Annotated in this window: 13 protein-coding genes; 7 read left to right on the top strand and 6 right to left on the bottom strand. The window is 40.0% G+C overall.

What is annotated here, in order from left to right:
- Nucleotides 1-46: 46 nt before the first annotated feature.
- From MSC25_RS02245 to MSC25_RS02255, 3 genes are read right to left on the bottom strand one after another with little or no spacing between them, the layout of a single operon-like run.
- Complete coding sequence (locus MSC25_RS02245; protein WP_029772286.1) at nt 47-478, bottom strand: acyl-CoA thioesterase; 432 nt, start codon at nt 476-478, stop codon at nt 47-49.
- Nucleotides 479-483: 5 nt separating this feature from the next.
- A complete protein-coding gene (locus tag MSC25_RS02250) occupies nt 484-1,302 on the bottom strand; it encodes a M23 family metallopeptidase (protein WP_248442368.1) in 819 nt (272 codons plus the stop codon).
- Nucleotides 1,295-2,152 carry a 6-carboxytetrahydropterin synthase gene (locus MSC25_RS02255; protein ID WP_248442370.1) on the bottom strand — a complete coding sequence of 286 codons (858 nt, stop codon included), beginning with the start codon at nt 2,150-2,152 and terminating at the stop codon, nt 1,295-1,297. Before MSC25_RS02255 ends, MSC25_RS02250 begins: the two co-directional genes overlap by 8 nt.
- A gap of 204 nt (nt 2,153-2,356) precedes the next feature.
- Between MSC25_RS02255 and fabA the strand changes: the two genes are divergently transcribed.
- The gene (fabA, locus tag MSC25_RS02260; protein WP_004586523.1) at nt 2,357-2,872 is read left to right on the top strand and encodes a bifunctional 3-hydroxydecanoyl-ACP dehydratase/trans-2-decenoyl-ACP isomerase; all 516 of its coding nucleotides are present in this window, start codon (nt 2,357-2,359) and stop codon (nt 2,870-2,872) included.
- Between the two features lie 66 nt (nt 2,873-2,938).
- Here the strand turns inward: fabA and rmf are convergent, their stop codons facing one another.
- The gene (gene rmf / locus MSC25_RS02265; protein ID WP_004586522.1) at nt 2,939-3,109 is read right to left on the bottom strand and encodes a ribosome modulation factor; all 171 of its coding nucleotides are present in this window, start codon (nt 3,107-3,109) and stop codon (nt 2,939-2,941) included.
- A 610-nt stretch (nt 3,110-3,719) separates the two neighbouring features.
- On the opposite strand from rmf, the gene MSC25_RS02270 reads away from it, so the two are divergent.
- From MSC25_RS02270 to MSC25_RS02280, 3 genes are all read left to right on the top strand, one after another.
- Entirely contained in the window at nt 3,720-4,352 is a 633-nt protein-coding gene (locus MSC25_RS02270; RefSeq protein ID WP_248442372.1) for a TetR/AcrR family transcriptional regulator, read from the top strand.
- Nucleotides 4,353-4,402: 50 nt separating this feature from the next.
- Nucleotides 4,403-5,392, top strand: coding sequence for an MDR family oxidoreductase (locus MSC25_RS02275; RefSeq protein ID WP_248442374.1), 990 nt, complete (start codon nt 4,403-4,405; stop codon nt 5,390-5,392).
- Between the two features lie 73 nt (nt 5,393-5,465).
- Nucleotides 5,466-5,882, top strand: a complete 417-nt coding sequence (locus tag MSC25_RS02280) for a VF530 family protein (RefSeq protein WP_004586518.1) — start codon at nt 5,466-5,468, stop codon at nt 5,880-5,882.
- A gap of 255 nt (nt 5,883-6,137) precedes the next feature.
- On the opposite strand, the gene MSC25_RS02285 is transcribed toward MSC25_RS02280, so the two are convergent.
- Nucleotides 6,138-6,569: a DUF3859 domain-containing protein gene (locus MSC25_RS02285; protein ID WP_004586517.1), complete on the bottom strand. Its 432-nt coding sequence runs from the start codon at nt 6,567-6,569 to the stop codon at nt 6,138-6,140.
- Nucleotides 6,570-6,733: 164 nt separating this feature from the next.
- Here MSC25_RS02285 and MSC25_RS02290 point away from each other — a divergent pair, with 164 nt between their 5' ends.
- Both MSC25_RS02290 and MSC25_RS02295 read left to right on the top strand, forming a co-directional pair.
- The gene (locus MSC25_RS02290; protein ID WP_248442375.1) at nt 6,734-7,729 is read left to right on the top strand and encodes a YHYH protein; all 996 of its coding nucleotides are present in this window, start codon (nt 6,734-6,736) and stop codon (nt 7,727-7,729) included.
- A gap of 23 nt (nt 7,730-7,752) precedes the next feature.
- Nucleotides 7,753-8,277: a hypothetical protein gene (locus MSC25_RS02295; protein WP_248442377.1), complete on the top strand. Its 525-nt coding sequence runs from the start codon at nt 7,753-7,755 to the stop codon at nt 8,275-8,277.
- A gap of 55 nt (nt 8,278-8,332) precedes the next feature.
- Here MSC25_RS02295 and MSC25_RS02300 read toward each other — a convergent pair whose 3' ends face one another.
- The gene (locus MSC25_RS02300) at nt 8,333-10,150 is read right to left on the bottom strand and encodes a serine/threonine protein kinase (RefSeq protein ID WP_248442379.1); all 1,818 of its coding nucleotides are present in this window, start codon (nt 10,148-10,150) and stop codon (nt 8,333-8,335) included.
- A gap of 235 nt (nt 10,151-10,385) precedes the next feature.
- Between MSC25_RS02300 and MSC25_RS02305 the strand changes: the two genes are divergently transcribed.
- A complete protein-coding gene (locus MSC25_RS02305) occupies nt 10,386-12,401 on the top strand; it encodes a TonB-dependent receptor (protein WP_248442381.1) in 2,016 nt (671 codons plus the stop codon).
- Nucleotides 12,402-12,435 lie beyond the last annotated feature (34 nt).

Raw genomic sequence — 12,435 nt, forward strand, 5'->3', positions numbered from 1 at the left:
ACCTAATAAAGATGCTTATTTAAAGGCCGCTTGCCTTAATATTTACTTATTCAAAACCGTAAATCATTTTATCGCACACAACCGGTGTCGGTCTGTGGTCATCATCTACCGCTACAAAGGTAAAGCTGCCTGAAATAGCCGAGTGCTTATCATCTTTATGCATGGTTTCTAAACAAATATCCACATCCACTTTAAGTGATGTATTGCCCACATGCACAACTTTAGCAATTAGCTCAGCAAAAGTCCCCGCTGGAATAGCCTCTTTAAAATCAACTCTATCAGATGAAATAGTCACTAACGGCTTTCGGCAAAAACGAGTGGCGGCAATAAAAGCAACCTCGTCCATCCATGCTAACGCATCGCCACCAAATAATGTGTTGTGATGATTAGTGCGCCCAGGAAAAACCGTTTTAGTAACCGAGGTAGTTGAGTCTTCAATACGCTTTGCAATAATTGCATCGCGGTTAATGTCTGTCATAGTATCTACTTTTTATTAGCAAGCTTATCTTGCATCAATAATGCTGGGTCTAGGCGCTCGCCTTCCCAGTTAAAACGCCAATCAAGGTGTGGGCCTGTTACACGCCCTGTTGCACCTATTTCAGCAACTTTGTCGCCTTGGCTTATTGTATCGCCTACTTTTACATCTAATTTGCTTAAATGAATATATGTAGAGGTAACGCCATGGCCGTGGTCAATAATAAGCGTACCGCCCGAGTAGTATAAATCGGGATCAGCAAACACCACGGTGCCACTAATCGGTGCATAAACAGGCGAGCCGGTTTTATTGGCAATATCTAAACCAAAATGTGGGCGTCGCGGTTCACCGTTAAAATAACGTTGGCTACCATAAACACCCGATATACGCCCTTGTGCAGGCTTTAATACCGGGTCTAAAAAGTACTGTAAATCAGAGTTAACTGCGCGCGCTTTACGTATTGCTTGTGCCTCACGGCTAATACGTGCGCTTACTTCTTTAGGGGGCGACACATACTTTTTTGCCACACCGGTAATTTTATCAATTTTATAATCACGTTTAGTGATCATTAAATCTTGCGTGTGTGTTTTACCGTTATTATCTACCCACGTAAGGGCGTGTTTTGCTTTCGCGTCGCGACCAAAGCCAAACACAAAATCGCCAGAGTCTGATAACTTTAATGTTTTACCATCTAGCGATACCGACTTCACATTTTCAAGCTTGCCTGTCACTAAGCCGCCCTGCGTAAGGTGCCCTTTTAGCTCAAGCGCTAATGCACTAAAGCTAGTTGTGGTTACAAGCGCTGTTGCTAAAAGAGTTTTAAGCATAACTAATCGATCCCTTTCCTACGCCTTCATATGCGGTAATTTTTACGTCTTTGTCTGGGTATTCTGCCTTAACTTGCTCAGCAAGGTGTTGAGCAATACATTCTACCGTTGTATCAACAGGTAAAATGTCACAGCGTGACTCGCTAATCGCCATTTCAAAGTAACCTTGTGCAGCGGTATAAGCAAAACACACATCATCGTTTTTAGCGCTTATGTGTTTTAATTCGCTTGCAGAGATTTGGTCTTCACGTGTGGCTAAGTAAATATCTTGCCATTTTTCTGCCCATTGTTTTTGTAAGCGTGGCATAGACATACCATCTAAACTAATACCAATTTGCGAACGATGGCCATGAATAATACGCTGACAGTTGCCATCGTGCTTTTTAAGGCCATGGCTGTAATGGTAATAAAAACTTTGGCTGTGCTCTGGTTTAAGCGACAACTCAATTTTTTCAATGTTTCCTGGCAGTTTTGGTAAAATAGTGTCGATTAAAAACTCAGTCACTGATTCAACGCTAATTTCTGGCGCATCTATCATGCAATAAGCTTGATGCGGAGCACTCATGGCTAAATGGTGGTTACCACCAAATGTGCAATCGAGCGTTTTGTGCGAATCAAATTCTTGTACTGTGCCATTTAAACCTTTAGCAATTGCTAATTTGTGGTCTAAACAGTCGTCAATTATGCCTTTAATTTGCTTTTTAACTAAGCCAAAGTCTAACACCATAGACTCTTCATTTAGCTTGCCATGCAACGTTAAATCAACAATCCAGCTCTCGCCAACGGCGCCGCGTTTGTTACATAAGTAAGAAAAATCAATCACTGTTAGTGAGTTAACAAAAAGGATCATAAACTTCCTTTAAACTGGTTATAAGTCAGGGCTAATTATAATGATTTCTGATTGTAATTGCGCGGTTTTATAGTGCAAAAAGCAATCGCCACTACTGATTGGCGATAAATCACGCAAAAAAGTGTTTTTTTCAACTGCTCCGAGTTGTTTAGCGTACAAGTGTACGCTAAAGTACTTGGCAATTTCTAAGCGAAGATAAGTGTTATGGAACCTAAAAATAGCTATACAAAAGAAGATTTGATCCTATGTGGTCAAGGTGAAATGTTTGGTGAAGGTAACTGCCGTTTACCAAGCGACAACATGTTAATGATGGACCGTATTACTTCAATCACTGCTGATGGCGGCGAGCACGGTAAAGGCCAAATTGTAGCTGAGCTTGATATTGACCCAAGCCTATGGTTTTTCGATTGCCATTTTAAAGGCGACCCAGTTATGCCAGGTTGTTTAGGCCTAGATGCTATGTGGCAACTCGTTGGCTTTTTCTTAGGCTGGTCTGGTGGCCCTGGTTTAGGCCGTGCTTTAGGCGTGGGTGAAGTTAAATTTACCGGTCAAATTTTACCTACCGCTAAAAAAGTAACATACCGCCTTGATATGAAACGTGTAATTAAGCGTAAACTATTTATGGGTATGGCTGATGGCACAGTTGAAGTAGATGGCCGCGTAATTTACGAAGCAAAAGATTTAAAAGTAGGCTTATTTCAAGACACAAGCGCATTCTAAAGTTAGTAATGTATGCAAAAAGGCCTCCAGTTGGAGGCCTTTTTACATTAATTCTTATCTGATGAATTAGGTTTTATACATGTTTCGGTTTTCAATTGCTTCACGCCAACCGCCTAACCATTCGGACTTAGGATCGATTTGCTGATAAGGGCATAGCTCTTTTGAGCGCCCGGCTAAACCTGCTTTAAAACCTTGAGAATGAGCTCTTTCTAAACGATCTCTTTTTTGTCTCTTCATCGGTAATATCCTCACCTTTTTTAATTATAAATTTTGTAGCATTAGTGAAATCTACATTTAATGAATAGTTAATAAAAATGTTAAATTCAAATAGCAAAATTAATTAATTTGTTTGACATTAACTAACATGCTGATGCAAAAATAATTTAACATTAATAAAAACACAGTGGTCGTACCACTTCATTTCTTACTGCTTCTTTAATTTACAATACGGCTATTTAACCGCTTAAATGCACTTATGTGCTAAGGCGTGTTCTACTTTGCTGATTTAAATATCTCCATTAAAGCGATTAAATAACTGCTTAATGAAAGCAGCTAATGGGAAGCATATAGTTGGTATTTATGGTGCTTTACCGCCTTGTCTAAATGCCAAACACCACTGCAAATTTAACCAGCAAAAATCAACACGACCTATTTATCCGACACAGCTTTTTTGGCTAAGTTCCAAACAAAAATGTAATCATGACGATTTTATTGCAATTTGCCCTTTTGTTTAAAAAACAGCTTTAACGATTTATTTTTAAACAATTGGTATTTATGCTTGATTAATTAAAGTCGATCGGTCTAATATGGGTTAACTTTAAAAAAAAGCTATTAGGGGTTACTTATAATGAACACAGCTCAGACACCTGCACGGCGCGGAAGACCCCCTAAAATACCTCGCGAAAACGCCGATACCAAAGCGCACCTTATTAGGGTTGGCCTAGAAACCTTAACTGAATTTGGTTTTAGCGCAACTGGCCTTGATACCATTTTAAAAAAAGCCGGCGTGCCTAAAGGCTCATTTTATCATTACTTTAAAAGTAAAGAAGCGTTTGGTATTGCCTTAGTAAATGCCTACGATGACTACTTTATTACTAAGCTCAAAAAATATTTAACCGATAGCAATACACCGCCCCTGGAGCGCTTAATTCACTTTACGCAAAGTGCCATTATGGGCATGCAAAAATACCAGTACAAACGCGGTTGTTTGGTCGGCAATTTAAATCAAGAGCTAAATCATTTAAGTGATGAATTTAAAATCCGCCTACTACAAAGCTACGTAGCATGGCAGCAGCAAGTGGAGCAGTGTTTAAATGAAGCACAGCAACAAGGCACGATTGCTAAAACTGTTGATACGCAGCTTATGAGTGAATATTTTTGGATTGGCTGGGAAGGCGCCGTTATGCGCGCTAAACTTACCCAATCAAGTAAACCCCTTACGTTGTATACAGAAATGTTTTTACGCGCATTACTTACCTAATGCGCATTTTATTTAGCCATTAAAAACCGATCGGTCTAAAAGGATATGTTATGAGTAACTCAGTTAAAGCTATTGTAATTACGAAAGACGAAAACTACGCTGCGGCGCTTAGTGAAGTGCAGCAAAGTAACCTACCAGATCAAAACGTGCAACTTGATGTACTTTACAGCACGCTCAATTACAAAGATGGGCTAGCCATTACTGGTAAAGGCCCTGTTGTGCGCAGTTTTCCTATGGTGCCAGGCATCGATTTAGTGGGCAAAGTAAGTGAAACAAGTACGGATGAATTTACTGTTGGCGATAATGTAATTTTAAATGGCTTTGGTGTGGGCGAAAAACACTGGGGGGGCCTTGCACAAAAGGCATCGCTTAATAGTGATTGGTTAATCCCCCTCCCTGCAGCGCTTTCGCCAAAACAAGCAATGCAAATTGGCACCGCGGGCTACACTGCAATGCTAAGTGTTATTGCCCTTGAAAAACAAGGCATCACTCCAAGTGATGGTGAAATATTAGTGACCGGTGCAAACGGCGGTGTTGGCAGCTTTGCCATTTATTTATTAAATCAGCTGGGCTATAACGTAACCGCTGCAACAGGTAGAATGGAGCAAAGCGATTACTTAAAAGAGCTAGGTGCGTCACAAATTATTAGCCGAGATGAGCTTTCAAACCCAGGTAAGCCACTTCAAAAAGAGCGCTTTGCAGGTGCTGTAGATTCGGTAGGCAGCCACACGCTTGCTAATATTTGTGCATCGCTTAAATACGGTGGTGTGGTTACTGCGTGTGGTTTAGCCCAAGGCATGGATTTACCCGCATCAGTAGCGCCCTTTATTTTACGTGGTGTATCTTTAATTGGTATAGACAGCGTTATGCGCCCTAAAAAAGACAGAGTAGAAGCATGGGACAGACTAGCAAGCTTAGTTAAAGCCGATTACCTTGATAAAATATCAACCGAAATTACACTTGAACAAGTAATCGAAAATGCCGAGCAACTTATGGAAGGTAAAATTCGCGGCCGCGTAGTTGTTAATTGCCAAAGTTAAGCAATTTTATCTATTAAAGCCTCGTTATTAAATTTATAATGGCATTTGTATTTTTATTAATGAGGCAACACCTATGAGCAACCAAGATCTTTACAGTAATAACCCACTGCAAGGCGTAAAATTAGAGCAAGTGGTTGAAGAACTGGTTGAGCAATATGGGTGGGAGCTACTACACGCTTATTTGCAATTAAACTGTTTTAAAAACAATCCTGATGTAAAATCGGCGGTTAAGTTTTTACGTAAAACACAATGGGCACAAGAAAAGGTAGATAACTTTTACCTATACCGCCTTAAAAACTTACCTAAGCCCGACGATGTGCAATACGAGTTACCACCACGAGATAGAGTTATTCCTGCGGATCATAAACCGGGGGAGCCGTGCGAATTAAGTTTTAGTGATGCAAAGCGAATTATGGAAAAAAAGGCCACTAAACAACGCGCAAGGGCACGAAAACAACGCTCAAATGCAACTAACCCGTGGGGTAACTAAGTTAACCTCAACTCTGGATAATAAATCTATCTCTAGCAGCTATTTTCAGCGCTAACAGCGTTGAATTTACTTGCAATAGGCTAGCTATTGACGCGTAAATTCGCCTTGTTTTCACCGAAAACCGCTGGCTAGAGAATTAAGCTTAAAGATCATCATGATAAATTATGTTGGTATATCTCTTAACCAGAGTTCAGGTTAAGTTATATTTTTAAAGCCAATGTATATTGGCTTTTTTTAGCTCTGCAATTTTAGGACTTAGTAACCTCGTTTACGCCAAAAATCATTAACAGAGCCTTGCTCTTCAAGTGCAACGTTAAATGTTTTATCGGCAATAATTTTATTATTTAGGGTGAGTGTCATTCGCCAATCACCTAATTTATTTTCAATAGGCTCCCACAGCGTATCACCTAAATAAAACTGCCAGTCGTTCTCTTTAATGTATTCAACGCCTTCAAAGGGCGGCATTATTTCGCCATTACTGTCTGGTATATCGGGGTGATAAATACAAAAGTGAAGTTTTTCGCCTTTTGCTTTTTTGATATTAATTATTAAACCAAATTCAACATCAAGCTTGGCAATTACATTGGTTGTAAACTGCTCAATTTGTGGCAATGCTTTACTTTTGCTATCCCATGTAGAATAAATCCCACAACTTTGAATCGACACCTCAGGTTTTGATTTTGCCATTACACCATTCTTTACTTTAGGCTGTTAATGCACTGATTTTATAATACATGCAGCTTAAGTAAAATCACCTGATTAACAAACATACTCAATGTTGATTTATTTTTGCACATTGCTTGCACATTTAAGATCAAAAATAGCGTCAATTAGTACTTAATTGGCTGTGTATGATAAATCACTCTCTATGTAATAAAGTTAAACTATTAAAAATTTCGTTATTAAGCGCAGCAATTTCTTCTCTTGTTGCATGTGGCAGTGATGAGCAAAACCTAACAACCGCCACTGATGAAAGTACAAGTTTAAGCAGTGACAGCACAACAGCAACAAGTGGCACCATCTCAACCGAGCAAGTGCTATGTGAATACAGTTACAATGAATACAACGACTCAACATCAGTGCAAACCACCAGCACTGCTGATTGGGCATGCACAGGTACAACACGCGATGTAGTTGCTAATGGCATTCCAGATCATGATGTGGGCACGTTTCCTAACCCCGATAATCCAAACACCATTTCTGAGCAAACAGTGAATGAGAGCTTTACGTTAACGCCTATACAAAGCGATACCGCAACCTTAATGGGCGGCCCTCGAGGCGTGTTAGGCATAGTACTAAATGGCGTTAAAATTGATGCTGGTACCGGCGGCGGTTGTGATGACTCTGGCGATAATTGCTCGCTTGGCGATAACAGTGGCAACTGGAGTATTGAAGCACTAAGCCAAGATATCTTTAGTTTTGGTACTGACGATAACAACGCACACGTACAGCCCGATGGCACATATCATTATCATGGCATGCCTGAGGGATTTATCTCCCTTAGAGGCGGCAACAGCTCAACAATGACTCTAATTGCATGGGCGGCTGATGGGTTTCCTATTTATGCGCGTTATGGCTATAGCACCGCAGATGATGCAAGTTCGTCACTTAAAGTCATGACTGGTAGCTACCAACATATTATTACGGTAAGCGATAACCGCCCTTCTACCGAGATTTATCCACTAGGAACTTTTGCACAAGATTGGGAGTATGTAGCTGGCTCTGGCGATTTAGATGAGTGTAACGGGCGCTTTGGGGTGACCCCTGAATTTCCACAAGGCATATACCATTACTATGCAACCGATACTTATCCGTTTTTTCAACGCTGTGTTAAAGGCGAACTATAAATTTACTTATAGGCAAAGTGAGCATGATGAAATTACATAAAAAAGCACTGGTTGCACTTATTTTAGTGGCCAACATTGTTATAGCACCGGTTGTTTATGCACATTTAATGGTGGCTCAACACGGAACATTAAACGTGATAGATAACCATGCCTTTATTGTGCTCTCGCTGCCTATTTCTGCATTTAATAACCTTGATGATGATTTAAATAAAAAAGTATCTATGGATGAATTTAACGCCCATAAAAAGCAAATCAGCAAAACCATAATGCGAGGGGTTTATTTAAACGATCATCATTATAAGTTTTCTTTAGAGGGCTTATTACTAAACCCTGAAGTGTCGCATACTGATACTAATAACATTGAGTACATAACGATTACGGGCCGATATACAGTGCCCGATATAAGCGCACAGCTAAAATTAAACGTTAGGTTATTTAGTCAAAATTCTGATTTAAATAAGTACCACATTACCGCCACTAACAAACAGCAAAAAATGACTCATCAGTTTGCTTTAACACCGCGTACGCCTTTTAGCACAGTGTTTTAAACTAACAATTAAGTAGCCAAGGGCAGACTTAATATTAAGCTGCCCTTTTTTATTTTTACTGCGCTAATAATTTTGGATTTTTAGGAAAGAAATTCTCTGGTTGTTTTTCGCAAAGCGAAAATTCGCGAGTGTTTTTATAAGGAAGCTTCATAAATCCTGCTACCCCCACATCAGTAATGTTAACTGCATACTGCATTAATTTATTAAGTAACCGTTTAAACTCTACTTCTTTGCTTTCATCGAGTAAGCGATAGTAATGGTGTATTTTCATTCTATCTGGCAGGGCTTCAAATATAATACAGCCAGTATGATGAATTTGGTTTAACTCAAACACGCATCTAATCACTTTTTTAGGCAGTTGTAGCTGCTCATCAGGGTCTTTACCGTCTTCAAAGTAAGAATGTGGACGTGCAATTTCGTTTGCCTTCATACTGACCACTTCATAATCAAGCTCAGGGAGGTTATCAAACTTAAACGCCCCGGTTCCATCTCGCTCTAATTGAATGGTTTTACGCGCATCAAATAAACAACACTTAAATAAACCTTTTTGACTTATCGCTTGTGCAAGCATCACGGTATTATTAATGGCATCGGTAAAGGCTGTTTTTAAACTTTCATCATGCATAATAAGCGATGACTCAACAAACACCGACTCATCTTTCCAATGAAAACTCAATCCACCCACTACCGGGTATTTAGCTAGGCGGCTAATAGAGGCCAAAAAGGCTTTTTCGGTATCGCCGGTATCAAACAAAAACTCTTTATAGTAGCGATCTAATTGAGCATCGTTTACATCAAGCAATTGCTGATTATGATCGGCTTGTCGTAAAAACTGCTTGCGCGAGCTATATACTACGGTGTCGGGCTTATCGCCTTTGCCAAACCAATAAGGTATAGCAGGACGAGGCTCCGCTTTTTTAAGCTCAGGTAAATACGCCTTAGCCATTTTGGTAATGTTACGCATAAAGTAATCGCCAGCGCCATCGCGTATGGTTTTATTTTTAGACAGCATGCCATCAATTACATTGGCAAGCTCTTTGGGTAAGCCAAGCGAGCTTGCAGGAATGGCTTGCGCACCAAAACGACACGACTGAGCGGAGGCAAGTGCATATAAAGTAGAAGCCACGCCTTGTTCATCAAATCGTGGCGATGACTGCTCACCAGACATTTGCGCATCACCTATAAAATACACATCGCCCATTCTGGCATTAGTAGTGCTTAAATCTCCCGACATTAAATCCATAAAATTACTGGCTATAGGCTCACCCTTACTATCAACCTGTGCGTAAACAGAGCTTCCCCAATCAACTAAAGACAGCGCATCGCTTTGCTCATCCCATACTAAGTTAGAAGGTTTAATATCGCCATGCACTATAGGTTGAGGGGTTAAACCATTTTTATGATTACGCAGGTCAATTAATACATTACGCAGCCGCACCGCTAATTGCATAATATGGGCGGCACTAAAACGCCCTTTTTTTAGCGATACTTTTTCAAGGTCTTCTCCAATGGCGCGGGCCATCATTAAAATACCTTGCTTTTTTATACGCTCAAAAGCATAAAAGCTGGGCACTAGGGGGTTATTAATTTGCGAGAGCATATACGCTTCGTCTTCTAGGCGGTCGCGTACGCTTTGGGCAAGCGTAATACGCGAGAACTTAAACACCCAAGGTAAGGCATTTTCGTCATTGCCAGCAAACACAAAGCCAAACGCACCAGAGCCAATCATCTCTACATTTTTATACCCAAGCGCACTCAGTTGTTTAATACAAATATTAAGCCATTGACGGTGTTTTTTGGCATCTCTATGTGACAGCAAATAAACAGATTGCTCTTCGTTAATATAAAAATTGCGAATTTCTTTGGCTTTCAATACAGGCTCTTTGTTTTATAGGTTAAATAGTGAGTTAGCCACATGATTATTAGTGTTATATAGCCAGATTACAATACTCACCAGTTAGTTTTTACTCATACCTAAAAAGCTAACTAGCTTAGTGCTAAACATGCAGTATTACACCTTGCTAACAAATGTTGCATCCAATCGATTAGCTAAGCCGTATTTAAACTATCTGCTTATTTTAGATAGTAAATACATAGGGATTTTAGCGATGAAGAGATTAGCTTTACTTACACTGAGCACGTTATATAGCATTAGCACCTACGCGAATATAGAGACCCTTACTGTTTATGGACATAGAGATGGTTTAATTGGCGAGTCTATCAGTGCCTCAAGCGGTATTATTGGTCAAGGAGAAATACAGCAGCGCCCCATGCTCAGAAGCGCCGAAATGTTAGAGCTTATTCCAGGCATGGCGGTTACACAACATAGTGGCTCGGGTAAGGCTAATCAATACTTTATTAGAGGCTTTAATTTAGATCATGGCACCGACTTTGCCACCAGCATTGAAGGTATGCCCATAAATATGCGAAGCCATGGACACGGGCAAGGTTATACCGATCTTAATTTTATTATTCCAGAAGCTATTTCAACTATAAATTACCAAAAAGGATCATACAGCGCTACACAAGGCGACTTTTCAAGTGCGGGGAGTGCGCAATTTAATTTAGCTAATAACTTAAAGCACAAGCAAATAGAGCTAAGCATTGGTGAAGATAACTATAAACGTGCAGTAGTGCTTAGTGCAGTTGATGTATCTAATGCCAAGTTAATAGCAGCAGCTGAGTGGCAAGGCTATGATGGCCCATGGGATGATATAGACGAAAACGTAAATAAGAAAAATGCCCTACTTCGTTATGTTGGCAAAGCTTTAAATGGAGATTTATCTATTACAGCAATGGCCTACGACAACACATGGCAATCAGCCGATCAAATTCCACAGCGCGCAGTGTCACAAAATATAACGTCACCCTTAGGGTCGCTTGATACCACCCTTGGGGGGAGTTCGGGTCGCTATAGCCTATCAAGTGTTTGGCAAGGCAAGCATATAAAAACCAGTATTTATGCCATAAATTATGATTTAACGCTGTTTTCTAACTTTAGCTATTTTTTAAACGACCCTATAAATGGCGATCAGTTTAACCAACAAGATAGCCGCACTATTTATGGTGGTGAGCTAAGTTATCAATTTGACTCCCTTACTGCTGGTTTGAATATGCAGCACACTGCTGGGCTTGAGGTTCGCCATGACGATATAGACAAGGTAGGACTTTATAACACTAAAGCGCGAGAAAGACTCAATACAATAAGACAAGATGCAATAAAACAAACAAGCTATTCGAGTTATTGGCAAACAAAAATACTTTTCACACCTAAATTAGAGGCCAATGCAGGCGTGCGGTACGACTATTTTGATACCGATGTAAGCAGTATTACACAGGTAAATTCGGGAAAAGAAAACGATGACTTAGTAAGCTTTAAAGGCAGTTTAAATTATAAACTTACTGATTTGTTAGTCGCTTATGCAAACTGGGGGCAGTCTTTTCATTCAAACGATGCCCGCGGCACTACCATTAATATTGACCCTGTTAGCCAACAAAGTGCCGAAAAAGTAGATTTACTGGTAAAAAGTGAAGGTGCTGAACTAGGCCTGCGTTTTGCCGATGATAAAAACGTTAATTTATCAGCCGCTTTATGGTGGCTTACACTCGACTCAGAGCTTTTATTTGTAGGTGATGCGGGTAATACAGAGCCCAGTGATGCATCAAAACGTTATGGTCTAGAGCTAAGTGCGTATTATTGGATTAATGAACGCTTTAGCCTAGACATGGAAGCCTCGTTTACTCATTCAAGATTAAATATAAACTCTGACAAAAACTATATAGAAGGCGCAGTACCTGTTGTTGCAAGTGCAGGTTTAAATTGGCATATAAGTCAAATGTGGCAATCATCATTTAGAGTACGCCACATAGGTAAACGTACGCTTTCTGACTCTGGTGATATTCGATCTGAACCATTAACGGTAATTAATAGTGCTATTAGCTATAAACAAACTCACTGGAAAGTCGATTTTGAACTACTGAATTTATTTGATAGTACCGATCACGATATAGATTACTACTACGCTTCGCGCTTACCGGGCGAGCCTGCACAAGGTGTAGAAGATAACCACTTTCATCCTATTGAGCCTCGCACAGCCCGCTTATCAATTAGCTTATTGTTTTAATCGAGTAAAATACTGTATATAAAAACAGTACACA

The organism is Pseudoalteromonas sp. 1CM17D (assembly GCF_023161805.1).
Classification (GTDB): domain Bacteria; phylum Pseudomonadota; class Gammaproteobacteria; order Enterobacterales; family Alteromonadaceae; genus Pseudoalteromonas; species Pseudoalteromonas atlantica.

What these genes read in the sequence shown, in the direction of transcription:
- MSC25_RS02245 (WP_029772286.1), bottom strand. Translation starts at nt 478, where the DNA reads ATGACAGACATTAACCGCGATGCAATTATTGCAAAGCGTATTGAAGAC.
- MSC25_RS02250 (WP_248442368.1), bottom strand. Translation starts at nt 1,302, where the DNA reads ATGCTTAAAACTCTTTTAGCAACAGCGCTTGTAACCACAACTAGCTTT.
- MSC25_RS02255 (WP_248442370.1), bottom strand. Translation starts at nt 2,152, where the DNA reads ATGATCCTTTTTGTTAACTCACTAACAGTGATTGATTTTTCTTACTTA.
- fabA (WP_004586523.1), top strand. Translation starts at nt 2,357, where the DNA reads ATGGAACCTAAAAATAGCTATACAAAAGAAGATTTGATCCTATGTGGT.
- rmf (WP_004586522.1), bottom strand. Translation starts at nt 3,109, where the DNA reads ATGAAGAGACAAAAAAGAGATCGTTTAGAAAGAGCTCATTCTCAAGGT.
- MSC25_RS02270 (WP_248442372.1), top strand. Translation starts at nt 3,720, where the DNA reads ATGAACACAGCTCAGACACCTGCACGGCGCGGAAGACCCCCTAAAATA.
- MSC25_RS02275 (WP_248442374.1), top strand. Translation starts at nt 4,403, where the DNA reads ATGAGTAACTCAGTTAAAGCTATTGTAATTACGAAAGACGAAAACTAC.
- MSC25_RS02280 (WP_004586518.1), top strand. Translation starts at nt 5,466, where the DNA reads ATGAGCAACCAAGATCTTTACAGTAATAACCCACTGCAAGGCGTAAAA.
- MSC25_RS02285 (WP_004586517.1), bottom strand. Translation starts at nt 6,569, where the DNA reads ATGGCAAAATCAAAACCTGAGGTGTCGATTCAAAGTTGTGGGATTTAT.
- MSC25_RS02290 (WP_248442375.1), top strand. Translation starts at nt 6,734, where the DNA reads ATGATAAATCACTCTCTATGTAATAAAGTTAAACTATTAAAAATTTCG.
- MSC25_RS02295 (WP_248442377.1), top strand. Translation starts at nt 7,753, where the DNA reads ATGATGAAATTACATAAAAAAGCACTGGTTGCACTTATTTTAGTGGCC.
- MSC25_RS02305 (WP_248442381.1), top strand. Translation starts at nt 10,386, where the DNA reads ATGAAGAGATTAGCTTTACTTACACTGAGCACGTTATATAGCATTAGC.